Origin of the sequence: Pseudoalteromonas sp. Of11M-6 (assembly GCF_022347905.1) — a bacterium.
GTDB lineage: Bacteria > Pseudomonadota > Gammaproteobacteria > Enterobacterales > Alteromonadaceae > Pseudoalteromonas.
The window spans coordinates 1-23,219 of the sequence record NZ_JAKRFW010000016.1 but is presented as its reverse complement, the minus strand read 5'-3'; the positions used below and the strand labels follow the sequence as shown (position 1 = coordinate 23,219).

Below are 23,219 nucleotides of genomic sequence, written 5' to 3'. Positions count from 1 at the left end.
GGCTAAAATTTTGCTATTTAGTTATTCTAAATAAGAAATTTTTAACGCGGTTAGCGTCAGATTTACTCCTTCAAATTGAGCAAGTATTACGACTAATTGGTATAACCCGCATTGGGATACAAAAAAGCCATACGAGGAGTATGGCTTTTAGAAGCTTTTTGTTAACTAATCACTGAGTCAACCAATGTCTTTGCCTCATGTTCAAGTTCAGCTAAATGCGCGTCACCTTTAAATGATTCAAGATAAATTTTGTAGATATCTTCAGTGCCCGATGGACGCGCCGCAAACCAACCGTTTTCGGTAACGACTTTAAGGCCACCAATAGCCGCGCCGTTACCAGGGGCATTGGTTAATATCTGAGTAATTTTATCACCTGCCAGGGTGTCCGCCTTGATATTGTCCGCGCTTAATGCCTTAAGCTTTGCTTTTTGCTCAGTATTTGCGGGTGCATCAATACGTTTGTATACAGGTGCGCCAAATGCTTGTTCAAAAGCGTGATAATGTTGAGATGGCGATTTACCTGTGACAGCTAGGATTTCGGCGGCAAGTAATCCCATGATAAAACCGTCTTTGTCAGTACACCATGTGGTGCCATCTTTTCTTAAAAACGCAGCGCCAGCACTCTCTTCACCGCCAAACGCGAGCTCTCCAGCCGCTAACTCGTCTACAAACCATTTAAAGCCAACTGGCACTTCGTAAACTTCTCGGCCGTTTGCGCCACACACTTTGTCAATCATGGCACTAGATACCAGTGTTTTACCGATTTTTACTGAGCTCTTCCAGCTTCGGTGTTTAATGAGGTAGTCAATTGCAACCGCTAAAAAGTGATTAGGATTCATCAGGCCATCAGGGGTAACAATGCCATGTCTGTCGAAGTCCGGATCATTACCAATACCGATATCGTAGTCATCTTTCAGTGCTATCAAATTAGCCATCGCAAAAAGCGATGAACAATCCATCCGCACCTTGCCGTCTTTATCTAGTGGCATAAAGGAAAAACTCGGGTCTACAACGTCATTTACAACCGTGAGCTTCAAGTCATAGTGTTTGGCGATCACTGGCCAGAAATTAACACCTGAACCACCAAGAGGATCCACACCAATATTAACACCAGCTCGAGTAATGGCTTCCATATCAATTATGTTACCCAAGTCTTCAACATATGGAGTGATCAGATCTTCGTACTTGATAAATCCAGATCTTCTCGCCTTAGCAAACGGAAATAGTTCAACTTCAACCAAATCTTCGAGTAGTAACTGATTCGCCCTATCTTCAATCCATTTGGTGACATCGGTATCGGCAGGTCCACCATTCGGAGGATTATATTTAAACCCGCCATCTTCTGGCGGGTTATGTGATGGCGTAACGACAATTCCATCTGCAAGCTCATGAGGATTGACTAAATTGTGCGAGACAATCGCATGGCTGATCACAGGGGTTGGTGTGTAGTCATCATTTTCTTGTGTGATGACTTGTACTTCGTTGGCAACCAAGACCTCAATAGCCGAGTTAAAAGCGGCTTCCGACAACGCATGAGTGTCTTTACCAAGAAAAAGCGGACCGTAAATATTGTTGTTTTTACGGTAATCGCAGATCGCTTGAGTGATGGCCAGAATATGCGACTCATTAAACTTAAAATTAAGTGAGCAACCTCGGTGGCCACTTGTGCCAAAGGCGACACAATGCTCTGGATGCGCTTCTAAGTCAGGCTCATTTAAATAGTACGATGAAACCAGCTTAGGTACATTTACCAATAATTCTTTCGATACCTTTTTGCCAGCTTGCGGATGGATCGCCATAAGATTTCCTTACTTATAGGTAGTCTCTAATTTTCTCGGCAGCTTCATCTGTGTAACCTAACACCTTAGCTACTTCATGAAGCATCATTTTCTTTCTAGTCGTATTTGAATTTGTCATCACCCAATATTCGCTGTCTGCTATATTTTTCGGGTTCATACTGCTACCACTTTCGAGTAGTGCATTTTTACTCGTGGCGAAGTAAATCCTATCGCGGCCTTTAATTTCGAGCACACAATTAAATTCGGATTTATGTGTACGATGAAGCGCGGATAGGATAAACAAAAATCGCCCGACCACGCCCTTTTGCATGGCAAGCTCTTCTTTATTTAGAATATTAAAGACATTCGCAACGGGTTTTACAGGTTGGCTTGGTGTTTTTGTTTGTGACTCAGCTGTAATTTCTGGTACTTGTTTTTCTTCCTGCTGTGCGACGGCTTTAGATTCTGTCCCAGAAGTAAGTTTTAATAAACGACGTAAAATCTCAGAAGCACTTTCTCCAATACTTTGTGTGTTACTTGCAATGTATTGATATAGCTCGTCATCTATTTCTATCTTTTTCATGCGTTTCCTGTCATCTATGCTAATTAGGAGCAACTCATTTCAATTGCCACTTAGTATATCCAAATTTAACTTATTACTCTATGGCTTTGCATTTTTACTCTTCAATGTCACAATTAGCGCCAATTTTGGAGGATTTATGCAGTTAAACTATCAACAAATTGGCGACCAAGCCAAACCTAGTGTATTTGTTATGCACGGACTCTTTGGTTCCTTGGAAAATTTGAATGTGGTGGCAAAAGCACTTGCTGAACATTTCAGTGTGATTAACGTCGATTTGAGAAATCACGGTCGCTCTTTTCATGATGAGCAAATGTCCTATCCAATAATGGCAAACGACATCAAAGCGTTATTGGATGAGTTAAAACTGGATAAAGTCAGCCTAGTTGGCCACTCAATGGGTGGTAAAGTGGCAATGCAATTCGCCCAATTATTCCCAGAAAGCGTCAACAAACTTGTCGTATTAGATATTGCGCCTGTTGATTATCACTCAAGGCATGACGCAATAATTGCCGCGCTTAACGAAGTGCAGAAAAGTGATGTATCAAGTCGTAGTGAAGCAGATACCATAATGTCCCAATATATTGAAACAGTCGGCGTGCGTCAGTTTTTGCTTAAAAGTTTGGCAAAAAATGAAGAAGGTAAGCTTACTTGGCGTTTTAATTTAGATGTAATTACTGAAAAATACGACGCAATTACATCTAATATTAATGAAACGCATTCCTGTTTATGCGATACTTTGTTCATTAAAGGGAATAACTCTGACTATATCCTGCCTGAGCATAGGGAGCCCATCGCTCGTTTTTTCCCAAATGCGCGAGCAAAAATAATACAAGGTGCGGGCCATTGGCTACATGCTGAAAAGCCTGAAGCTGTAAATCGCTCAATTATTGATTTTCTTCAATAAAACGAATTGAATTTACCGTTATAAACTTAATTTATGCATGTAGGTTATGGTATAGTAGCCGCCGTTTAAGTATTGAGTAGAGCTCAGATGGTCAGTCAATTTATAAATGAATTTGAAACGCTAGGGCTGTGGTTTGCGCTAGCTGGTATATTCTTTTTCATCGGTATGGCGATTCAGGACGTACTGAAAAAAGGTGATGTGCCAAAGTTCGGACGCTACATCGTTTGGCTAGTGCTGTTTCTCGGCTGTTCTGGATTTATAGCAAAAGGCTTGATCCAAGTATTTTGGCAAGGCGCAGGTGTTGGATAATGGCCAAGGCTGAAACTGATAGAACAACTATCGACCTATTTGAAAATGAAAAACGTCCAGGACGTCCTAAGACGAATCCACTGCCACGAGAAGTGCAGTTAAAGGTTAACAAGCGCAATCAAATTAAGAGGGATCGCGCGCGTGGCCTAAAAAGAGTAGAATTTAAGGTTTCATCAGAGTTGTATCAAGCGCTAAGTGATATGGCGGAGTCGCAAAACATTAGTCGAAGTGCACTCATCGAGACCATCTTACAAGAAAAGTTAGCGGTTAATAGATAGAAGGTAAGAAATTAATGGCAAGCGTAGGTATTTTTTTCGGCAGTGATACTGGTAACACAGAACACGTTGCTAAAATGATTCAAAAAGAGCTAGGTAAAAAGCTCGTAGACGTAAAGGACATTGCTAAAAGCAGTAAAGAAGAGATTGCCGAATTCGATTTACTACTTTTCGGTATTCCAACATGGTACTACGGCGAAGCTCAGTGTGATTGGGATGATTTTTTCCCTGAACTTGAAGAAGTCGATTTCGAAGGTAAGTTAGTAGCTATTTTCGGCTGTGGCGACCAAGAAGATTATGCTGAATATTTCCTTGACGCGATGGGCATGGTTAATGACATCGTTACCGAACGCGGTGCGATTGTAGTTGGTCACTGGTCTACCGACGGTTATGACTTTGAAGCATCAAAAGCTGTAGTTGAAGACGGTAAGTTTGTTGGCCTTGGTATTGATGAAGATCGCCAGCCTGAGCTAACAGAGCAACGCGTTAAACAGTGGTGTGCACAAGTATATGACGAAATGTGCTTAAGCGAGCTGGAAGATTAATTCCATTTGCTTTGCACTTGCTGCCCGAGCAAGTTATTCTTAGGTGATAGCGTCGTGAATATTGACCTAAGACAAATTATAACTAACAGATTGAGACAGATTTAATGACTGATCACAACTTAGAGCTTAAAAAGGCTGGTTTAAAAGTAACGCTTCCACGCATCAAAATTTTAGAGATCCTTCAGTCTCCTGATAATCAACACATCAGCGCAGAAGATGTGTACAAGATCTTATTGGACAAAGGTGAAGAAATTGGCCTAGCTACAGTATATCGCGTGCTAAACCAATTTGATGATGCTGGTATTGTAACACGTCACCACTTTGAAGGCGGTAAATCTGTTTTCGAGCTGTCTGGCAGCACGCACCATGATCACTTGGTATGTTTAAAATGTGGCAAAGTTGTCGAATTTGAAGATGACGTTATTGAAACACGCCAAGAAGAAATCGCGAACAGCAATGGCATCAAACTCACGAATCACTCACTATATTTATACGGTGAGTGTGAAGATAAAGAAGCGTGCAAAAAGTACGCTGAGGAAAATGGTAACTAACCTACCTTTTCGCCAATTTAAGCATTAAGCCAGCAAATTGCTGGCTTTTTTAATTTGTTGCATAAACACCACCTTCCATTTATATAGTCACTATATTCTAGAGTACAATTCCAGCTGATCTTTGTATGCTTTTTTAAAAGCAGCTCTAGAAACACATTGCTCTAGATACTTTCGGCAATAGCTATATTGTTTTAGCCCATCAAACCTATCGACCAAACGAAACACGTCAGCCATCGCGATGTCTGCAACAGAAAATTGCTCAGCCAACCAAGTTTTTCCCCGAAGATATTCATTCATGTGTTTCAAACGGCTATGTAAAAATCGCTCTATCGCTTTGCTGCCATCACTCTCAAAAGTATCTTCAGAAAATTTCAAAATTGTCCATGGAAGAGTTGCCATTTCTACAGAGTTGAGCGCGGCGAATAACCACTGTATTACCGATGACCTATTTTCTGTCGATATTAACTCATCGTTATGTTCAGCGATGTATAACAGACCAGCACCACTTTCAAATATCTCCTTATCTTCATGGCTAAGCCAAGGAACTTGACCAAATGGTTGATGTAAATAATGCGCATTTTCTCGTTCTTTGAAAGCGGTAAGTTCTATATCATAGGGTATGCCCGCCTCTTCTAGCGCCCAGCGCAAGCGAATATCTCTGACATATCCTCTTGGCAGCTCAGGCACCCAATCAAACGTAGTAATGGTAAAGTTCGGCATATATCTGCTCCATGTCAATTGGACTGATAACTCAGCCCAATTTAATAACTAAGGTTAACACTCTACTATTGTCTTAAAGCCACCATAGATAAGCCTTTTGCCATCAAACGGCATTGGATTAGCTTCTTGATCGCAAATAGGATCTTTAAATACTTCTGCCATGCCAGCATCACGCACTTCTTTTGAAGGCCAAGTGATCCAGGAAAACACCACTGTTTCATCAGGCTTACATTTTACAGCCATTGGAAAAGAGGTAAGCGTACCATCAGGGACATCATCCCCCCAGGCCTCGACAACGTGTTCTGCTCCAAATTTTTTAAACACTTTTGCCGCTTTGCTGGCGTGTGCTTGATATTCTTCACGCTTACTGGTGGGTACAGCGCATACAAAACCATCTATATAACTCATCTTTGACCCCTCTATTATTCTCGTCTTTGTGCTTCATAGCTGACATTGTTCTCGTCTTGTAACTCGCGAACAGGCCGAATTTCAATGCTGCCATAGCGTGCTGGCGGAATTTTGCTAGCCGCTTGGATGGCCTCATTTAAGTCTTTAACATCAAGTAAATAAAACCCCGCAAGCTGCTCTTTAGTCTCTGCAAATGGGCCATCGGTAATATCGACTTTACCCGCTCGTACCCGCAAGGTTGTCGCACTTTGAGTTGAGAGCAACGCGTTGCCCCCTATCATCTGCTCGCGCTCTTTTAATGATTCCCCACACGCGATACATTCACGGTTAAGTGCGTCCCATTCATCTTGTGAGAGCTTTTCCATTGCTTGTTCATCGTAATAAACCAAAGCGACATATTTCATAGTGTGTCCAGCTCCTTATTAATTAGTATCTGAATAGCGAACGTCTTTTGCTGCTCGATTTGACTTAGCTATTCCGTGCTCAAGGTTAATTAGTATTACTAGGTAACATCACCATCCACGCAACACCGAATTTATCAACGACTTGACCATAAAGGGGGGACCAAAATGTTTCTTGTAATGGCATTCTGACCGTGCCACCATCGGCTAGCGCATTAAATACTCTGTGGACTTCTTGTTCAGAATCAATGGTTATAGACTGGCTAAATCCTGCAAACGAAGCATCATCACCACAGCCGTCAGATGCAAAAATCTTCATATCGCCAATGCTAAACTCACAGTGCATTACTTTATCTGAGAAGTTTTCTGGTATCGCACCATCAGGAATAGGATCTGGACTTTCGTTAAAACGCATAAGCAGACCGACTTTGGCATATAGATGCTGTTGATAGTATTCAAGTGCCTCTTCGGTACGCCCTGCAAAAAACAAATAATTGCAAACATGTGCAGTTTGCATCGCAATCTTTTGTCTTAATTGTTCTTCGCCTGCGAGGATTTCGCCGCTGGGATCGATACCTGCAAAGTCAGCCATTTCATAAAACGGTCTAACTTCAATATCAGATTCCTCATTCATGGGATTAGGACAGCGCTTAACCCATTCTAACGCCTCTTCCATTGATGTAACTTCCCATACCCAATAACCTGCAATTAACTCATTAGTCTCTGCAAAAGGCCCTTTAGTTACTATGCGCTCTTCGCCTTTAAAACGAACGCGAACTCCCTCTTTACTCGGCTTTAAACCATCACCAGAAGTCATTATTCCAGCATCAACTAAAGCATTATTGAATTCTCCCATCGCAGCCATTAATTCCGCGGTTGGTAGCTCCCCTGCTTCAGACCCTTCACTTGCTTTTACAATCACCATTACTTTCATCGTCAATTCTCCTGTTGTCTTTTATAAATAGAGCTGAATAACCAAAGGTTACCTGCGGTGTTAATAAATAAAGTGCTCTATACACTCTAGTCGAATGCATTCTTTAGAGATCGACAAAGTAAGGAAAATTTTCTTAATTAATTTTCACCGAGCTTGAGAAGCTTTTGTTTGAGAACCCTTTGCTCTGGTAATTGCGTTGTTAAGTTGAGAGCCGTTTTAAATGCATTAATCGCACTAGCCGTTCTGCCAGCACGAGATAATAGTTCGCCATAAGCCGCATGAGCCAAGTGATATCTTTGCATTTCTTTGTGCTCAAATAGCCGCTCTATAATGGTAATACCCGCATCCGGCCCCTCTTTCATAGCGATTGCGACCGCTTGGTTGAGCTCAATAACGGGAGACGGGCTTACTTGGTGTAGCTGAGCATATAATTCGACAATCTGTGACCAATCTGTCGCCGCTGCAGTTGTCGCAACTGCATGAGTCGCAGAGATAGCCGCCTGAATGGTGTAAAAGCCATATTCACCGGCGCGCATTATTTCAGCGACCAACTGCGTACCTTCGGCGATCATACCTTTACTCCAAAGGTTTCGGTCTTGATCTTCCAGTAAAATGATGTCACCGCTAGCATTGGTGCGCGCCGCCTTTCTTGCATCATTCAAGAGCATCAAGGCGAGTAACCCCGCCACTTCTGGATCTGGTGTTAGAGAATAAAGTAAACGAGTTAAGCGGATTGCCTCGGACGTCAGTTCACTGCGTATTGCAAGTTCGCCTTGTGTTGCTGAATACCCTTCATTAAAGACCAGATAGATAACCGTAAGCACCGCATCAAGTCGGTTGTTAAAGTCAGTGTCGTCTGGCAGCTCGAACGGAATACGGGCATCACGGATCTTCGCTTTGCCGCGCACAATTCGTTGTGCCATTGTTGTGTTTGACACCAAAAATGCACTGGCAATTTCTTCTGTTGTTAGTCCACAGACCTCACGCAGAGTAAGCGCAACTTGTACTTTTGGATCAATAGCCGGATGGCAGCAGGTAAAAATTAACCGCAATTGGTCGTCTTCAATTGCATTGGTGTTTTTCTCTTGAACGTGGCCTGCGATATCAGAAACCCCATCCACTTCAGTAGCAGCAACTTCTAGCTTTTCTCTTTGACGTTGCTGTTTACGTATTGCATCAATGGCTTTAAAGCGACCAGTAGAAATTAACCAAGGGACTGGCTTTTCCGGCATGCCTTGAGTAGGCCAGTGTTTTAACGCCACATTAAACGCGTCTTGCAATGCTTCTTCCGCTAACTCAAAGTCACCTAAAAGGCGGATCAGTGTGGCGTAAATTTTCCGGCCTTCTTGCTTGTACAGCACTGCTATAGACTTACGAATAGCATTGCTATCGCAAGCAAGTTGATTGCTCATCACTTTCCTTCGTCAGCTAGGTTATAGCAATTAGAATTGGTATAGTCACTATTTCATAAATCAGCAAGAGCCTCAATAACTGGCCAGAAGCGGTACTAACACCTAAGTGTTAACGACAAATGTTTTGGGATTTTTGGGAAAGAAAAAGTCAGGCTGACGGTCGCATAAAGCAAACTCACGTGTATTTTTATAGGGCAGCTTCATAAACCCTGCTACGCCATAATCTTGAATACTAACCGCGTATTGCATGATCCGAGTCAATAGCGCCTTAAATTGCGCTGCTTTATTAGCATCAAGTAGCCGGTAGTAATAATGAATTTTCATCCTATCTTGCAACGATTCAAAAATGATGCAACCTGTATGATGGATCTGATTTAACTCGAACACGCATTGAATTATCTGTCTTGGCAGCTGCAGTTGCTCGTCTGGATCTTTGCCGTCTTCAAAGTATGAATGCGGGCGTGTAATTTCATTGCTCGAAATATCGCTAACGCTAAACTCTAGTTCTGGCAGATGGTCAAATTGGAACGCACCGGTGCCGTCACGAGTCAATTGAATAGTTTGCCGCGCGTCGAATAAACAACATTTAAATAAACCTTTTTGTTTGATCCCCTGCGCGAGCATTACGGTGGCGTTCAACGCGTCTTTAAATGCAAGGCCCAATGTTTCATCGTGTAAAATAAGACTCGACTCAACAAATAACTGCGCGTCTTTCCAGTGAAAACTGAGACCACCAACCACTGGGTATTTTGCCAGTCTGCTAATTGAGGCCAAAAAGGCTTTCTCAGTATCGCCGGTATCGAACAAAAACTCTTTATAATATCTATCTAATTGCGCGTCGTTTACGTCTCTTAGATTGTGTTTATCATCAGCACGGCGCAAAAACTGCTTACGTGAGCTGTATACGACCGTTTCAGGCTTAACTGCGGTTTCGTAGGTCCAAAAAGGAATGCGGGATTTTTTCTCTGACAGTGTTAAATCAGGTAAATACATTTTTGCCATTGCTGGCATATTACGAACAAAGTAATCCCCTGCGCTATCCCTCGTTGCTTTATCTTTGCTAAGCATGCCATCTAGCACCTGCGCAAATACTCTTGGCAGCCCCAAAGCGCTAGCAGGAATGACCTGAGCACCAAAGCGACATGATTGTGCACTAGCCAGTGCATAAATCGTCGATGCAACGCCTTGTTCATCAAAACGAGGAGAAGATTGTGCACCCGACATTTGCTCATCGCCAATAAAGTACACATCTCCCATCCGAGCGTTAGTCGTACTTACATCAGATGACATCAAATCCATAATATTGCTGGCGATAGGCTCGCCATATACATCCACCTGAGCATAGACTGAGCTTCCCCAATCAACCAAAGAGAAACCATCGGAAGCTTCATCCCAAACGATATTAGATGGTTTAATATCTCCATGAACGATAGGCTGAGGAGACATGCCATTGCGACGCTCGCGCAAATCAACCAATACATTTCTGAGTTTTAACGCGAGGCTTACCAACTCATGCGCTTTAAAACGGCCCTTTTTGAGTGAGATCTTTTCTAAATCTTCACCAGGGGCACGCTCCATCATCAAAATGCCTTGCTTCTTTACTCGCTCGAAGGCATAGAAGTTTGGCACCATAGGGTTGTCAATTTGCGACAACATATAGCCTTCATCTTCAAGCCTATCACGCACACTTTGGGCAAGCGTGATCCGAGAAAATTTAAACACCCAGTCCTTCCCCATATCACTTGTACCAGCAAATACGAAGCCAAATGCACCAGAGCCAATTACCTCAACATGTTTATAGCCAAGTTGGCTCAATTGTTTTTTACAGATATTCAGCCATTGACGATGCTTTTTTGCATCATGATGAGACAGTAAGTAGATGGACTGCTGTTCGTTGATATAGAAGTGTTGGATGGATTTTTCAGACATAATTGTACGTAGAAAAAGCAATAAAAAAGGTCGACATTAGCCGACCTCATTCAGTATTAACCTTGCTGTTCTATCTTAGCCCACGAATCACGTAGACCAACAGTTTGGTTAAACATTAGCGCTTCTGACTTGTTATCACGACAGAAGTAACCTAAACGCTCAAACTGATAACCTTGCTCAGGCTTAGCGTTTGCAAGTGCTGGCTCAAGTTTGGCATTTGCAATGGTTACCAAAGAGTCTGGGTTTAACACTTCCGTGAAATCTTCAGCAGCCGCTGGGTTTGGCACAGTAAATAGGCGGTCATACTGACGCACTGGCGCTTCAATACAATGTGAAGCAGATACCCAGTGAATTACGCCTTTCACCTTGCGACCATCTTCTGGGTTTTTACCCAAAGTATCAGGGTCGTAGCTACAGTAGATTGTCGTAATATTACCGTTTTCGTCTTCTTCAATGCGCTCAGCTTTAATCACATAAGCATTACGAAGACGCACTTCTTTACCTAGCACCAAACGTTTGAACTTTTTGTTCGCTTCTACGCGGAAATCTTCTTGTTCAATGTAGACTTCGCGCGTAAACGGTAGCTCACGCTCGCCCATGTCTAATGTTGGGTGATTAGGCGCTTGTAGCATTTCAACTTTATCTGCATCAAAGTTTTCAATGACTAGCTTAACAGGGTCAAGTACCGCCATTGCGCGTGGTGCATTTTCGTTTAAGTCATCACGGATACACGCTTCAAGCATACCCATTTCAACCATGTTGTCCATTTTGGTTACGCCAATGCGCTTACAAAATTCGCGAATTGCAGCTGGTGTATAACCACGACGACGAAGCCCTGCAATTGTCGGCATGCGCGGGTCGTCCCATCCTTCAACATGGTTATTAACAACCAAGTCATTAAGCTTACGCTTCGACATCACCGTGTATTCAAGATTTAAACGAGAAAACTCGATTTGCTGCGGATGACACGCAATGCTGATGTTATCTAGCACCCAGTCGTACAAACGGCGATTATCTTGGAACTCTAATGTACAAAGTGAATGCGTGATCCCTTCAAGCGCATCGGAAATACAGTGCGTAAAGTCATACATCGGATAGATGCACCACTTATCACCAGTTTGATGATGGTGTGCAAAACGTACACGATAGATGATAGGGTCGCGAAGCACCATAAATGAGCTTGCCATGTCAATCTTGGCACGAAGAACACATTCCCCTTCTTTAAACTCGCCATTTCTCATTTTTTCGAATAAGGCTAAGTTCTCTTCAGGTGAAGTGTCACGATAAGGGCTATTTTTGCCAGGCTCAGTCAGCGTGCCACGATATTCACGCGCCTGCTCAGGCGACAAGAAGCAAACGTACGCTTTGCCATTTTCGATTAGCTCAACTGCGTAGCTATAGAGCTTGTCAAAGTAATTTGATGAATAGCAAATTTCGCCATCCCATTCGAACCCTAGCCACTGTACGTCTTCTTGGATCGACTTAACGTAATTGATGTCTTCTTTTTCTGGGTTGGTATCGTCAAAGCGTAAGTTGCACTTACCTTGATAATCTTGGGCAATACCAAAATTTAAGCAAATTGATTTAGCATGACCAATGTGTAAAAAGCCATTTGGCTCAGGTGGAAAACGTGTGTGCGTAGACGCATGTTTGCCACTGGCAAGATCCGCATCAATAATGTTGCGAATAAAGTTTGATGGGCGATTTTCAGTTTCCGCCATAGGAAATCTTTCCTCTGAATTATGCTCTTAGTTAACCTCGGCATTATTACAAAAACTCAGCCGAACTTACAGCAATTATCTGCGCTGTATCAGGATTTATTCATTTGGTTAAATGTTCATCAGGTTTTTGTGACAAATTTTGTTCTAGCGCAATATTTCCGTCACAACTTCATCCTATAGTTGCGCCATCTCAGTGTTTATATCACAAACACTGCTTAAGTCACGTTACCGAGGAAAGGACAAAGTAATGGCTTCAATGAATTTGAATCGTGTTTATATATCAACTAAGGCTAGGAACAACCACTATATTCTTGCTGAGTTTAAACCGGATGATGCATTCTATGCATGTTTTGACTCCAGCAGCGCGTGTTACGAGCGTTTGTCTCGCCAGCTATTCGCATTGTGTGACGAATATGAACTGCATAATGTACATGTAATTGCGAACGATAAATTGCCGGTGGTGCGTTACCACGACGAAGCCTATACCATGCAAACAGAAAAGCAGATTTTGTTTTTCTACAACCCTAAGTTCCACGAAGCGCACCAAACTTATCTCAATGACGGATACCAAGCGCGTAAAATCCGCTTATTATTTTTAGCCACGGGAAATGAATTACGCGCCAATGCTGCGACCTTCCACAGCAAAGTGAAAAAGGTGCTTGATGCACTTAAAGAAGGCTTTTCTCCAGTAGAACCTCAGTTTAGAGTGCGAGACCACCAACATTTAACCTATGACCTTTTTGCCAAAGCTAAAGGCGACAAAGAGTCATATGGCTATAAGTTGCGTGCGCTTTACCCACGCTATCAAGCCAGAAACTGCACGTTACCAGAAGAATATAGCGAAATGACTTACGCGACCTTTAACATTCCAGTGTCACGAGCAATAAAAACAGAGTTCCAAAGCCAAATGCGCCCGGGTGACTACGGACAATTCTATCGCACACTAGAAGATGCATTTCTTTCTTCTTGCAATGATAAACAGCTCAATATGGTAGCAATGGTAGCCGATGGCCGTTTGCCTATCGTCAGAAGCGCCAAAATCGATAAGTCCGATACTAACCGAGAGCTACAAAAACTGAGTTTTGATACCGGCTCCGGTGACAATCAAATTTACTCACTGTTTAACGAAGCAAACCTAGTGGACACCATTCGCTTTGTCATCGTCGCCAATGACAAAGACAAAAAAGACATGGGCTATGGTCGTTTTATGAATCACGTAGAAACGGCGATTAAACGCTTTGTTGCACAACTTCCTGTTAATGTTGAAAAGCAAGATATCAACGTACGCTTCTTCCAACATATTAGTTACGACTACTAACCATTAAATATGGTTTGGGCGCTTCTGAGCAAGTCATTGCGCCCTACTTCTTTACCAGAATAATATAAGCATCAATTTAAACGACGAGATAATTAATACTGGTAATTAAAATTATAATTTTTTATACCAAGTGAGGCCTGAATACGGTTGCTGCTGCAAACTTTTTAACCGACTTTGCAAACTACCACTATGGATCTCAAGTTTGTGATGATCGGGGTCATAAATGTAGAGCGAGTCTCCTTCGCTGCTATTTTGCTGCCATAAGCCAACTCCGTTATCCAATAATGTTTTAGAAAAAGTCGTAAAGTCTTCGGCAGCAATATTGAACGCTATATGACTGTAATCTGAGCTCGGAGATGGCTCTCCTAAAGATAAACAAAGCCATACTTCACCAAGCGCTAAATACGCGCCTTTGTCCCAAGTTACCCAAAGCTCAAACCCTAGCAAACCGCAGTAAAAATCCAGTGATGTATTTAGGTTAGATACCGCTATTGTGATGTGATTTAAGCCTGATAACATATTTATTCCTACCGTTTTTTATCCCAAACACGAAAAAAGCCGCGACCAAAGGTACAACGGCTTTAACAACCAGAATTATTTTTCTTGATGTAGGCTAGCTACAAAAAGAAGCGTTACAGTGCCTGTTCAAGCTCTGGTAACGCATCAAATAGATCCGCAACAAGGCCATAATCAGCCACTTGGAAAATCGGGGCCTCTGGGTCTTTGTTGATAGCGACAATGACCTTAGAATCCTTCATACCCGCAAGGTGTTGAATTGCGCCGCTGATCCCAACTGCAATATATAAGTTAGGCGCCACAATCTTACCGGTTTGGCCCACCTGCATATCATTAGGCACAAAGCCCGCGTCAACAGCAGCACGCGATGCACCAATTGCGGCCCCTAGTTTGTCAGCAATACCATTTAGCAAGGCAAAGTTTTCACCGTTTTGCATACCACGGCCACCTGAAATAACAACCGGTGCGGCAGTTAATTCAGGGCGCTCAGATTCAGTTTGTTCAATGCTCACAAACTCACTCACTTGAGAGGCAATACTTTGCGAGCGATCCTCAATGTCACATGCTGCTTGAGTATCTACGGCATCAAATGCTGATGCACGCACAGTGATAACTTTTTGTGAGTCTAATGATTTTACAGTCGCAATTGCATTACCCGCATAAATTGGACGCTTAAAGGTGTCTGCATCAATCACATCGATAATTTCTGAGATCTGTGATTTGTCGAGTAACGCCGCGACACGTGGCGCGATATTTTTACCTGTGGTAGACGCTGAAAACAAAATGTGTGAAAAGTCACTTGCTAATTCAACAACTAGCTCAGATGTGTTTTCTGCCAACTGATGTTCGAATGAAGCATCATCAACGGCAACCACCTTCTGTACGCCAGCGATCTGTGCAGAGTGATTGGCAGCCTTAGCAATGTTGTGACCTGCAACTAATACGGTAACATCGCTTGCAATTTTTGTTGCAGCAGCAACCACCTTAGCGGTTTCAGGTTTCAATACACCATTTTCGTGCTCAGCAATAACTAATACGCTCATGAGATCACCTTTGCTTCTGTTTTTAACTTGTTTACTAACTCTTCAACGCTCTCAACCATCACGCCACCAGAGCGCTTAGCTGGTTCTTCAACTTTAACCAATTCAATACGAGGAGCTAAATCAACGCCTAACGAATCCGCTGCAATTACGTCTAGTGGTTTACGCTTAGCTTTCATGATATTTGGCAGTGAAGCATAACGAGGCTCATTCAAACGCAAGTCTGTTGTCACGACAGCTGGAAGTGATAGCGACACCGTTTGCAAACCGCCATCAACTTCACGCGTCACTTGTACTTTAGCGCCTTCAACTACAACTTTAGAGGCAAAAGTGCCCTGAGCACGCTTAGTTAACGCCGCTAGCATTTGTCCTGTTTGGTTATTATCAGAATCGATAGACTGTTTACCTAGAATGACCAGCTCTGGACTTTCTTGTTCCACTACCTTAGCCAGTAGTTTTGCAATGTGCAGAGATTCAAGCTTTGCGTCTGTTTCAATGTGAATTGCTTTATCTGCACCTAGTGCAAGCGCCGTTCTTAGCTGCTCTTGACAAGCTTTATCGCCAATTGATACGGCAATAACTTCCGTTGCGGTGCCTGCTTCTTTTAAACGAACCGCCTCTTCTACCGCGATTTCACAAAATGGGTTGATCGCCATTTTGACATTGCTCAAATCAACATCACTGTTGTCAGATTTGACTCTTGCCTTTACGTTGTAATCAATCACGCGTTTGATTGGCACAAGTACTTTCATGGTTACTCCATCATCTGGTTATTCTCTAAGCTGACGTCTACGTCAACAAATTATTTTATTGGTTTCAGACTACTTCCTGTTGACGTAAACGTCAACCTCAAATAACCTTAGTTTAACGAAAATCAAACTAAAGCCTCTCTTTAGTTAATCTACCGTCAAATAGTGTGAGGTTAATAATGGTCGAACGTGAAACCATGGAGTTTGATGTTGTGATAGTTGGTGCAGGTCCTGCGGGCCTGTCTTGCGCTATCCGACTCGCTCAACAGGCTCAAGAAAAACAACAAGAATTAATGATCTGTGTAGTCGAAAAAGGCTCAGAAGTAGGTGCACATATCTTGTCAGGTGCAGTATTTGAAACCAAAGCACTAGATGAACTTATCCCTGATTGGGCTGCAAAAGGCGCTCCCGTGACAACGAAAGTGACGGGTGACGACATTTATTTATTCAAAAATGAAACCAATGCCACCAAACTGCCTCATCTAGTAGTACCAAAAACATTTAAAAATGACGGCAACTATATTGTTTCTATGGGTAATGTTTGCCGTTGGCTCGCTGAACAAGCAGAACAACTTGGCATTGAAATTTTCCCAGGCTTTAGCGCCCACTCTCTAATAATAGAAGAGCAACAAGTTAAAGGTATTATTACCGGTGATATGGGCCTAGATAGAGATGGCCAGCCTAAAGACAGCTACATGCCTGGAATGGAGCTTAGAGCGAAATATACCGTATTTGCTGAAGGTTGCCGTGGCCACTTAGGCAAACAACTTATAGCTGAATTTAAACTGGATAAAGACGCTTCCCCTCAACACTATGGCATCGGCTTTAAGGAAATTTGGCAAGTAGACCCAAGCAAGCATAAAGAAGGTCTTGTTGTACACGGCACAGGTTGGCCACTCGACAATGATACCCATGGCGGTTCATTTATGTATCATGCTGAAAACAATCAAGTCGTGGTCGGGTTAATCATCGACTTAAATTACACTAATCCACACCTAAGTCCATTTGATGAGTTTCAGCGTATGAAGCATCACGACACCTTTGCGAGTGTACTTGAAGGTGGTGAGCGCATTGCCTATGGTGCTCGAGCAATCGCCAAAGGTGGCTTTCACAGCCTACCTAAAATGCATTTCCCAGGTGGTTTACTGATTGGCTGTGACGCAGGTACCCTCAACTTTGCCAAAATTAAAGGCAACCATACTGCAATGAAGTCAGGTATGCTTGCAGCCGATGCCATCATTGAGGCATTAGGCCAAGAAAGCGCTCCGTCAGACTTGGTAAGTTTTGCCGACAAATTTAAGGCAAGTTGGCTTTATGATGAGCTTTATCAATCTCGTAACTTTGGCCCAGCAATGCATAAGTTAGGTCGTATTATGGGTGGCGCCTACAATATGATCGACCAAAACATTTTCTCAGGTTCGCTACCATTTACTATTAAGGACGAACATCAGGATCACGCACAGCTTAAGCTTGCATCTGAATCGCAAACTATAAGTTACCCAAAGCCGGATGGTAAATTAAGTTTTGACAAACTTTCTTCCGTATTTTTATCGAATACCAATCATGAAGAAGTGCAACCATGTCATTTACAGTTAAAAGATTCTGAAATACCAATCAAAGTGAATTTAGCTAAGTTTGATGAGCCTGCGCAGCGCTACTGCCCTGCAGGCGTGTATGAAGTAAACGAAAACGAGCAAGGTGAGAAGCAGTTTGTTATCAATTCGCAAAACTGTATTCATTGCAAAACCTGCGATATTAAAGATCCGAGCCAAAATATTACCTGGGTCACCCCAGAAGGGGCTGGTGGTCCGAACTATCCAAACATGTAATATCAATAAATCCTAAATTGCGGGGGCGAAATGCCCCTTTCTTTCCTATACTTAGCGTATATTTTTAAAAATAGAGCTGAGCCTATGCCACAACAATCCGTCACCTTTCGATTTTTAGCAGAGCCCACCGACGTCAACTTTGGCGGTAAAGTACACGGTGGTATGGTCATGAAATGGATTGATCAAGCTGGGTATGCTTGCGCCGCGGGTTGGAGCGGCAGCTATTGCGTTACCGTTTCAGTTGCGGGCATGCGTTTCCACCGTCCGATTCTTGTGGGTCAGATTGTTGAGGTTTCCGCGCGCATTGCCCATACCGGGAACACCAGTATGCAGATTTTTATTCAGGTGCGCTGTGGTGATCCAAAAACGCAACGACTTGTCGAAACCAATCACTGTATTATCAGCTTTATCGCCATGGACCAAGCTGGGTATCCAATTCAAATTCCTCAGTTTAAAGCGAAAACCGAAGAGGAGAAAAAATTAGAAGCCTATGCGGTGAAAATGAAGGAAATAGCGATCCAGACCGAATCGCTATTAGAAGAAACCTTGTCCGATAGTAAATAACATGAAGGTTTGATAACAAAAATTAAAGTGTAGAAGTTCAACTACGATTGAACTTCTAGCAGTTTAAAGGCGCTATTCGGCTCACCAAAAACCACGACATTACACTCACCCCAACTTTTCGATATATGCCACTGCATATTTTCAGCAAATTTAAATTGTGAGAACTGGTTACAATGACGAACTTCGGGGCATTTGGACGGATTTCTTGCAAGTGGACCAGCATTAACAATGTTGACAAGTGCAAATTGGATTCGCTCTATGCAGAGATACTAAAGCTGCTGAAACTAAGTACCATTGAACTAGCGATTTAATCCAATTTTACATTTAAAAGCTTATCCAACAAAGAACATTACTTATTCAAACTTTAAGTTAAATAGCAATTTCACAAAAGGTTTCTTGCAAGAGAAAAAATAACTTTTTCACTAGCTGCTAGCGCATCGCGTTTGCTTAAATTACCTTCTTTTAATAATTGTAAGCTTACTTTTTCGGCCTCTTGACTGAGCAGTACATCAATTTTAGTTGGACTTACTACCCCTTCTGTTAAATCATTAATTATTGCTTGCAATGCAGCTCTACGCTCCGATATAGCGCGGATCAAAATAGGCTTTAAAGGGGATGATTTACAGAGCACTTCTTGACAACTTTGGTTAACCTTTCTATGAAACTCCATTATTTACACTCATCTCGTTTCAGGCGATTAAATGCTTGTAATTTTTCTCGTAAACCTTGAATTGGCTTTATATCTTCTACCAATTGCTTGTACTCGTACGCTCGAGTACCAATAATTTGTTCGTTATCTGTGCGTAAACTCGAACGTAAGCCATTTTGGGGCGAAAAAGTGTGCCGATTCATGTTGCGACTTCCACCAGCAATTCCATTGTTTACAAGGTTATGCGAAAAATCTGAATAGATAAATTACATGACATTACAGGGCTAATTACGAGCAGGGTTTTGTGAAAGTCAGGATCAATAGTAAACTTCGCTCATCTTAATTAAAACAGAGACCATAGTGGAACAAATCACTATCGAGCCCATCGGCTTTATCCAATCTCCTTATAAACAGAAGTTCGCTATACCGAGACAACCAAGGCTTGTCCCAGAGGCAAAAGCCAAGCTTAGATTTGTTGGTGAATTCAATCGCGAAGAATTTGTTCGTGGTATTGAAGCGTTCACGCATATATGGTTGTTGTTTCGTTTTCATGAAACCGCTGATAAAGGTTACTCCGCACTTGTACGTCCTCCGAGACTCGGTGGCAATGAACGTAAAGGCGTGTTTGCGACTAGAGCGACTTTTCGACCCAATGGGATTGGCATGAGTGCAGTAAAGCTCGAGGGCGTAGAGTATAAAAATGGTCAGCTGGATCTATTGCTCTCCGGCGTAGATTTATTGGACGGTACACCAATCATTGATATTAAGCCGTACCTTCCCTATTCAGATGCCTTGGTGGATGCCACGGCTGGCTTTGCTGATACTCGGCCAGAAACGCAAATGTCTGTTAGTTTCTCAGACGAGGCCAACATTTTTATCGAAAAACAGAAAAACTATCCTGAACTTCGACAGTTCATTACCAATGTACTGAAGCAGGACCCTCGTCCGGCTTATAAAAAGAAACGCACATCACAGCAGGACTATGGTATGAGTTTGTATGATTTTAATATTCGCTGGACTGTGGATGGTGAGCATAACCATGTCACTGAAATATCGTTAGCAAAATAGCAAATTCAGCGGCTTGCCAATAAACTTATAAATTATGAAGATGTTTAGGTATTAAAGCTTTTTAAGCGGCTACTGCACTGCTAGAATAGCCGCCAATAAGAGAACAATAAGTAACTTATACTGGAATAAGAATGCGTACGAGTGAATATATATTAGCGACTCTAAAAGAGACGCCGTCTGATGCAGAGGTGGTAAGCCACCAGCTAATGCTTAGAGCGGGTATGATCCGTAAATTGGCTTCAGGTCTTTATACTTGGCTACCATCAGGCCTAAAAGTTTTCCGCAAAGTAGAGAGAATTGTCCGTGAAGAAATGGACAAAGCGGGAGCGATTGAGCTGCTAATGCCAGTGATCCAGCCTGCAGAGCTATGGGAAGAGTCAGGCCGTTGGGAACAGTTTGGTCCCGAACTACTTCGTATTAATGACCGTCATGGCCGTCCATTTGCACTTGGTCCAACGCATGAAGAAGTGATCACTGATCTTGTACGTCGCGAAATCAACAGCTATAAGCAACTGCCGATCACACTTTATCAAGTCAGTACGAAAGTACGTGACGAAGTTCGTCCACGTTTTGGTGTGATGCGCGCGCGTGAATTCACCATGAAGGATGCCTATTCATTCCACATGACTGATGAGTGCCTTGAAAAAACGTATCACAAGATGTTCCAAGCTTACTGCAACATTTTTGATCGTTTAGGCGTTGACTACCGTCCTGTTATTGCTGACAGTGGTTCAATTGGCGGCAACCTATCGCATGAGTTCCATGTACTTGCAGAGTCTGGTGAAGATGCAATCGCATTCAGTGATGAAAGTGACTACGCTGCAAACATTGAAAAGGCAGAAGCACTTGCACCAACTGAAACTCGCCCAGCGCCAAGTAAAGAACTTAATACGTTTGACACGCCAGAAGCTTTCACCATCGCTGAACTAAAAGCAAAACATGGCGTTAAACCACACCGTGGTGTGAAAACACTCATCGTGTATGGCGCACCAGACGAAGACGGTAAACGTGGGCTTGTCGCGCTTATCGTTCGTGGCGATCATGACTTAAATGAGCTTAAAGCTGAGAAATTAGCACTAGTGGATTCACCGCTCGAGATGGCAAGCGAAGAAGACATTGTTAACGCTATTGGTGCAAAACCAGGCTCTTTGGGACCTGTCGGTCTTTCAATGCCTATCATTGTCGACCGTAGCGCAGCTATCATGGCTGATTTTGTTGCCGGTGCAAACAAAGATGGTGTTCACTATAGTGGGATCAACTGGGACAGAGACGTAAGCGCTTATACTGTTGAAGATATCCGTAACGTGGTTGAAGGCGATCCAAGCCCTTGTGGTAAAGGTAAAATCCTTATCAAACGTGGTATCGAAGTAGGTCACGTGTTCCAACTTGGTACTAAGTATTCTGAAACGATGAAAGCTGGTGTACTTGGCGAAGAAGGGAAAAACCAAACATTAACCATGGGTTGTTATGGTATTGGTGTTTCTCGTATCGTTGCCGCTGCAATCGAGCAAAATAACGATGATTATGGTATTAAATGGCCTGTTGCTATTGCGCCATTTGAGTTGGCAATCGTGCCAATGAATATGCATAAGTCTCACCGTATCCCAGAGATCGCAGAAAAGTTCTATGCAGATCTACAAAATGCGGGGATTGATGTGTTATTCGACGACCGTAAAGAGCGTCCGGGCGTTATGTTTAACGATATGGAACTTATCGGTGTTCCTTATACCCTAGTGATTGGCGAACGTAATCTTGATGAAAATAAGGTTGAGCTGAAAAATCGTCAAACTGGCGAAAAACTGATGCTGGATATTGGATCTGCGGTTGAAACAATCGTTAATGCAATTAGAAGTAAATAAACCTACGTAAATTGCATGACAAAAGAGCATACAGATGTATGCTCTTTTGTCATATTAGCTTCTCCTAACTGCCCCGCCACTGTCATCTTTGCCTCTTAGCATTGTCATTATTACGCTAAAGAGCCAAGCCATGAAAACAACATACTATCCGAGTATTTGGATCTCAGACGTACACTTGGGCTACAAGGACTGTAAAGCAAAGTTCTTGCTAGATTTTCTCAACAAAACCGAATGTGATGTACTCTATCTGGTTGGTGATATCGTTGATCTATGGTCAATGAAACGCCAGTTTTTTTGGGATCCATCCCACTATCAGGTATTAGAATGCATACAAAAAAAAGCGGGATCTGGTACACGCGTTATCTACATACCGGGTAATCACGACGAAACCTTCAGAAACTATGTTGGGCAAACGCTTTTTAAAGTCGAAGTGCATAAAACCTTTATTCATACCACTTCCGCAGGTAAGCGGTTTTTATTACTACACGGTGATGATTTTGACTCGGCAACAAGATACAACAAACTGATCAGTATCATTGGGGATGCCGCTTATGATTTTCTACTCTTCTTAAATCGCTGGACCAATCGCGTACGACGTTTATATGGTGGTCATTATTGGTCGCTTGCATCTTGGCTGAAAAAGCGCGTGCATAAAGCCAGAGAGGCCATTGCCGCATTCGAGAACGCAGCAATTCATGAAGCGAAGAAACAAGGTGTCGACGGTATTATCTGCGGGCATATCCACCAACCAGAGATCCGTGTCGTAGATGGTATTGTGTACTGCAACGATGGTGATTGGATAGAAAACTGCACGGCATTGGTTGAAAACCAAGAAGGTCGTATCGAATTGCTGCATTGGTCAGATGTACAATCTGTCCTCAACGTAGTTGAAATTGACAATGTTAAAACCGATAATGTTGAAGCCGCTTAATAGCGGCTTCAGTTCTTCCAGTCACTCTTCTTTTAATAGCTTATGCAGTAAGTCAGTACGCTTATTGATACGCTTGTTTTGCACATATGCCTCTGCGCTTAAGCGCATCATTAAAATCAAAAAGATGTATAATACCAATTGAATTAATTCTCTAATCAATTTGAAGGGTGAAATAGCATATTAGCTTCGTTAAAAATTTCTCATTTAGAACAACTAAATAGCAAAA

General features: G+C 42.6%; 25 protein-coding genes. 11 read left to right on the top strand and 14 right to left on the bottom strand.

Going from position 1 to position 23,219, the window contains the following annotated elements; all coding sequences use genetic code 11:
* Nucleotides 1–161: 161 nt before the first annotated feature.
* Together pgm and seqA are read right to left on the bottom strand one after the other, a co-directional pair.
* Complete coding sequence (gene pgm / locus MHN32_RS10415; protein WP_239421669.1) at nucleotides 162–1,799, bottom strand: phosphoglucomutase (alpha-D-glucose-1,6-bisphosphate-dependent); 1,638 nt, start codon at nucleotides 1,797–1,799, stop codon at nucleotides 162–164.
* A gap of 13 nt (nucleotides 1,800–1,812) precedes the next feature.
* On the bottom strand, nucleotides 1,813–2,361 hold the full coding sequence (gene seqA / locus MHN32_RS10410) for a replication initiation negative regulator SeqA (RefSeq protein ID WP_010604716.1): 549 nt from the start codon (nucleotides 2,359–2,361) through the stop codon (nucleotides 1,813–1,815).
* A gap of 136 nt (nucleotides 2,362–2,497) precedes the next feature.
* Here seqA and MHN32_RS10405 point away from each other — a divergent pair, with 136 nt between their 5' ends.
* The 5 genes from MHN32_RS10405 (at nucleotide 2,498) to fur (ending at nucleotide 4,945) form a co-directional block, all read left to right on the top strand.
* Nucleotides 2,498–3,265 carry an alpha/beta fold hydrolase gene (locus MHN32_RS10405; protein WP_239421668.1) on the top strand — a complete coding sequence of 256 codons (768 nt, stop codon included), beginning with the start codon at nucleotides 2,498–2,500 and terminating at the stop codon, nucleotides 3,263–3,265.
* An 87-nt stretch (nucleotides 3,266–3,352) separates the two neighbouring features.
* On the top strand, nucleotides 3,353–3,574 hold the full coding sequence (locus MHN32_RS10400; RefSeq protein WP_010372701.1) for a DUF2788 domain-containing protein: 222 nt from the start codon (nucleotides 3,353–3,355) through the stop codon (nucleotides 3,572–3,574).
* Nucleotides 3,574–3,852 carry a LexA regulated protein gene (gene ybfE / locus MHN32_RS10395; protein WP_010372698.1) on the top strand — a complete coding sequence of 93 codons (279 nt, stop codon included), beginning with the start codon at nucleotides 3,574–3,576 and terminating at the stop codon, nucleotides 3,850–3,852. The genes MHN32_RS10400 and ybfE overlap by 1 nt, the downstream gene beginning before the upstream one ends.
* Nucleotides 3,853–3,866: 14 nt before the next feature.
* On the top strand, nucleotides 3,867–4,394 hold the full coding sequence (gene fldA, locus MHN32_RS10390) for a flavodoxin FldA (protein WP_010604714.1): 528 nt from the start codon (nucleotides 3,867–3,869) through the stop codon (nucleotides 4,392–4,394).
* 104 nt (nucleotides 4,395–4,498) lie between these two features.
* Complete coding sequence (gene fur, locus MHN32_RS10385; protein ID WP_010372691.1) at nucleotides 4,499–4,945, top strand: ferric iron uptake transcriptional regulator; 447 nt, start codon at nucleotides 4,499–4,501, stop codon at nucleotides 4,943–4,945.
* A 90-nt stretch (nucleotides 4,946–5,035) separates the two neighbouring features.
* Here the strand turns inward: fur and MHN32_RS10380 are convergent, their stop codons facing one another.
* The 7 genes from MHN32_RS10380 to glnS form a co-directional block, all read right to left on the bottom strand.
* Complete coding sequence (locus tag MHN32_RS10380) at nucleotides 5,036–5,665, bottom strand: glutathione S-transferase family protein (protein ID WP_239421667.1); 630 nt, start codon at nucleotides 5,663–5,665, stop codon at nucleotides 5,036–5,038.
* 54 nt (nucleotides 5,666–5,719) lie between these two features.
* Nucleotides 5,720–6,073: a DUF1428 domain-containing protein gene (locus MHN32_RS10375; protein ID WP_010604712.1), complete on the bottom strand. Its 354-nt coding sequence runs from the start codon at nucleotides 6,071–6,073 to the stop codon at nucleotides 5,720–5,722.
* A 14-nt stretch (nucleotides 6,074–6,087) separates the two neighbouring features.
* Nucleotides 6,088–6,477, bottom strand: a complete 390-nt coding sequence (locus MHN32_RS10370) for a YciI family protein (protein WP_010372682.1) — start codon at nucleotides 6,475–6,477, stop codon at nucleotides 6,088–6,090.
* Nucleotides 6,478–6,562: 85 nt separating this feature from the next.
* The gene (locus tag MHN32_RS10365) at nucleotides 6,563–7,408 is read right to left on the bottom strand and encodes a YciI family protein (protein ID WP_102056770.1); all 846 of its coding nucleotides are present in this window, start codon (nucleotides 7,406–7,408) and stop codon (nucleotides 6,563–6,565) included.
* Between the two features lie 137 nt (nucleotides 7,409–7,545).
* Complete coding sequence (locus tag MHN32_RS10360) at nucleotides 7,546–8,820, bottom strand: RNA polymerase sigma factor (RefSeq protein WP_239421666.1); 1,275 nt, start codon at nucleotides 8,818–8,820, stop codon at nucleotides 7,546–7,548.
* 102 nt (nucleotides 8,821–8,922) lie between these two features.
* Nucleotides 8,923–10,749 (bottom strand): serine/threonine protein kinase, encoded by a 1,827-nt coding sequence (locus tag MHN32_RS10355; RefSeq protein ID WP_239421665.1) that lies wholly within the window; start codon nucleotides 10,747–10,749, stop codon nucleotides 8,923–8,925.
* A gap of 56 nt (nucleotides 10,750–10,805) precedes the next feature.
* Nucleotides 10,806–12,470 (bottom strand): glutamine--tRNA ligase, encoded by a 1,665-nt coding sequence (gene glnS, locus MHN32_RS10350; protein WP_211868904.1) that lies wholly within the window; start codon nucleotides 12,468–12,470, stop codon nucleotides 10,806–10,808.
* A 247-nt stretch (nucleotides 12,471–12,717) separates the two neighbouring features.
* Between glnS and MHN32_RS10345 the strand changes: the two genes are divergently transcribed.
* Nucleotides 12,718–13,788, top strand: coding sequence for a DUF3083 family protein (locus tag MHN32_RS10345; RefSeq protein WP_211868902.1), 1,071 nt, complete (start codon nucleotides 12,718–12,720; stop codon nucleotides 13,786–13,788).
* A gap of 111 nt (nucleotides 13,789–13,899) precedes the next feature.
* On the opposite strand, the gene fos is transcribed toward MHN32_RS10345, so the two are convergent.
* The 3 genes from fos to MHN32_RS10330 form a co-directional block, all read right to left on the bottom strand.
* Nucleotides 13,900–14,307, bottom strand: a complete 408-nt coding sequence (fos, locus tag MHN32_RS10340; RefSeq protein ID WP_239421664.1) for a fosfomycin resistance glutathione transferase — start codon at nucleotides 14,305–14,307, stop codon at nucleotides 13,900–13,902.
* 113 nt (nucleotides 14,308–14,420) lie between these two features.
* Nucleotides 14,421–15,347, bottom strand: a complete 927-nt coding sequence (locus MHN32_RS10335) for an FAD-binding protein (protein ID WP_239421663.1) — start codon at nucleotides 15,345–15,347, stop codon at nucleotides 14,421–14,423.
* Nucleotides 15,344–16,096 carry an electron transfer flavoprotein subunit beta/FixA family protein gene (locus MHN32_RS10330; RefSeq protein ID WP_239421662.1) on the bottom strand — a complete coding sequence of 251 codons (753 nt, stop codon included), beginning with the start codon at nucleotides 16,094–16,096 and terminating at the stop codon, nucleotides 15,344–15,346. The genes MHN32_RS10335 and MHN32_RS10330 overlap by 4 nt, the downstream gene beginning before the upstream one ends.
* 176 nt (nucleotides 16,097–16,272) lie before the next feature.
* On the opposite strand from MHN32_RS10330, the gene MHN32_RS10325 reads away from it, so the two are divergent.
* A complete protein-coding gene (locus tag MHN32_RS10325) occupies nucleotides 16,273–17,922 on the top strand; it encodes an electron transfer flavoprotein-ubiquinone oxidoreductase (RefSeq protein WP_239421661.1) in 1,650 nt (549 codons plus the stop codon).
* An 84-nt stretch (nucleotides 17,923–18,006) separates the two neighbouring features.
* Nucleotides 18,007–18,486, top strand: coding sequence for an acyl-CoA thioesterase (locus MHN32_RS10320; protein WP_010372647.1), 480 nt, complete (start codon nucleotides 18,007–18,009; stop codon nucleotides 18,484–18,486).
* Nucleotides 18,487–18,868: 382 nt separating this feature from the next.
* Here the strand turns inward: MHN32_RS10320 and MHN32_RS10315 are convergent, their stop codons facing one another.
* Nucleotides 18,869–19,156, bottom strand: coding sequence for a hypothetical protein (locus MHN32_RS10315; RefSeq protein ID WP_239421660.1), 288 nt, complete (start codon nucleotides 19,154–19,156; stop codon nucleotides 18,869–18,871).
* On the bottom strand, nucleotides 19,156–19,338 hold the full coding sequence (locus MHN32_RS10310) for a hypothetical protein (protein WP_102056761.1): 183 nt from the start codon (nucleotides 19,336–19,338) through the stop codon (nucleotides 19,156–19,158). The genes MHN32_RS10315 and MHN32_RS10310 overlap by 1 nt, the downstream gene beginning before the upstream one ends.
* A 157-nt stretch (nucleotides 19,339–19,495) precedes the next feature.
* Between MHN32_RS10310 and tsaA the strand changes: the two genes are divergently transcribed.
* The 3 genes from tsaA to MHN32_RS10295 all read left to right on the top strand — a co-directional run bounded on the left by tsaA (nucleotide 19,496) and on the right by MHN32_RS10295 (nucleotide 22,993).
* Complete coding sequence (tsaA, locus tag MHN32_RS10305; RefSeq protein ID WP_010604700.1) at nucleotides 19,496–20,203, top strand: tRNA (N6-threonylcarbamoyladenosine(37)-N6)-methyltransferase TrmO; 708 nt, start codon at nucleotides 19,496–19,498, stop codon at nucleotides 20,201–20,203.
* 131 nt (nucleotides 20,204–20,334) lie between these two features.
* On the top strand, nucleotides 20,335–22,062 hold the full coding sequence (locus MHN32_RS10300) for a proline--tRNA ligase (RefSeq protein WP_010604699.1): 1,728 nt from the start codon (nucleotides 20,335–20,337) through the stop codon (nucleotides 22,060–22,062).
* A gap of 130 nt (nucleotides 22,063–22,192) precedes the next feature.
* A complete protein-coding gene (locus tag MHN32_RS10295) occupies nucleotides 22,193–22,993 on the top strand; it encodes a UDP-2,3-diacylglucosamine diphosphatase (RefSeq protein ID WP_010604698.1) in 801 nt (266 codons plus the stop codon).
* Nucleotides 22,994–23,219 lie beyond the last annotated feature (226 nt).

Bases quoted from the DNA above. Each gene is read 5' to 3' on its own strand.
- MHN32_RS10370 (WP_010372682.1), bottom strand. From the start codon at position 6,477: ATGAAATATGTCGCTTTGGTTTATTACGATGAACAAGCAATGGAAAAG.
- MHN32_RS10300 (WP_010604699.1), top strand. From the start codon at position 20,335: ATGCGTACGAGTGAATATATATTAGCGACTCTAAAAGAGACGCCGTCT.
- fldA (WP_010604714.1), top strand. From the start codon at position 3,867: ATGGCAAGCGTAGGTATTTTTTTCGGCAGTGATACTGGTAACACAGAA.
- fur (WP_010372691.1), top strand. From the start codon at position 4,499: ATGACTGATCACAACTTAGAGCTTAAAAAGGCTGGTTTAAAAGTAACG.
- MHN32_RS10375 (WP_010604712.1), bottom strand. From the start codon at position 6,073: ATGAGTTATATAGATGGTTTTGTATGCGCTGTACCCACCAGTAAGCGT.
- MHN32_RS10380 (WP_239421667.1), bottom strand. From the start codon at position 5,665: ATGCCGAACTTTACCATTACTACGTTTGATTGGGTGCCTGAGCTGCCA.
- MHN32_RS10295 (WP_010604698.1), top strand. From the start codon at position 22,193: ATGAAAACAACATACTATCCGAGTATTTGGATCTCAGACGTACACTTG.
- seqA (WP_010604716.1), bottom strand. From the start codon at position 2,361: ATGAAAAAGATAGAAATAGATGACGAGCTATATCAATACATTGCAAGT.
- MHN32_RS10310 (WP_102056761.1), bottom strand. From the start codon at position 19,338: ATGAATCGGCACACTTTTTCGCCCCAAAATGGCTTACGTTCGAGTTTA.
- MHN32_RS10405 (WP_239421668.1), top strand. From the start codon at position 2,498: ATGCAGTTAAACTATCAACAAATTGGCGACCAAGCCAAACCTAGTGTA.
- pgm (WP_239421669.1), bottom strand. From the start codon at position 1,799: ATGGCGATCCATCCGCAAGCTGGCAAAAAGGTATCGAAAGAATTATTG.
- MHN32_RS10345 (WP_211868902.1), top strand. From the start codon at position 12,718: ATGGCTTCAATGAATTTGAATCGTGTTTATATATCAACTAAGGCTAGG.
- MHN32_RS10335 (WP_239421663.1), bottom strand. From the start codon at position 15,347: ATGAGCGTATTAGTTATTGCTGAGCACGAAAATGGTGTATTGAAACCT.
- ybfE (WP_010372698.1), top strand. From the start codon at position 3,574: ATGGCCAAGGCTGAAACTGATAGAACAACTATCGACCTATTTGAAAAT.
- MHN32_RS10315 (WP_239421660.1), bottom strand. From the start codon at position 19,156: ATGGAGTTTCATAGAAAGGTTAACCAAAGTTGTCAAGAAGTGCTCTGT.
- MHN32_RS10325 (WP_239421661.1), top strand. From the start codon at position 16,273: ATGGTCGAACGTGAAACCATGGAGTTTGATGTTGTGATAGTTGGTGCA.
- fos (WP_239421664.1), bottom strand. From the start codon at position 14,307: ATGTTATCAGGCTTAAATCACATCACAATAGCGGTATCTAACCTAAAT.
- MHN32_RS10355 (WP_239421665.1), bottom strand. From the start codon at position 10,749: ATGTCTGAAAAATCCATCCAACACTTCTATATCAACGAACAGCAGTCC.
- MHN32_RS10320 (WP_010372647.1), top strand. From the start codon at position 18,007: ATGCCACAACAATCCGTCACCTTTCGATTTTTAGCAGAGCCCACCGAC.
- MHN32_RS10365 (WP_102056770.1), bottom strand. From the start codon at position 7,408: ATGAAAGTAATGGTGATTGTAAAAGCAAGTGAAGGGTCTGAAGCAGGG.
- MHN32_RS10360 (WP_239421666.1), bottom strand. From the start codon at position 8,820: ATGAGCAATCAACTTGCTTGCGATAGCAATGCTATTCGTAAGTCTATA.
- glnS (WP_211868904.1), bottom strand. From the start codon at position 12,470: ATGGCGGAAACTGAAAATCGCCCATCAAACTTTATTCGCAACATTATT.
- MHN32_RS10330 (WP_239421662.1), bottom strand. From the start codon at position 16,096: ATGAAAGTACTTGTGCCAATCAAACGCGTGATTGATTACAACGTAAAG.
- MHN32_RS10400 (WP_010372701.1), top strand. From the start codon at position 3,353: ATGGTCAGTCAATTTATAAATGAATTTGAAACGCTAGGGCTGTGGTTT.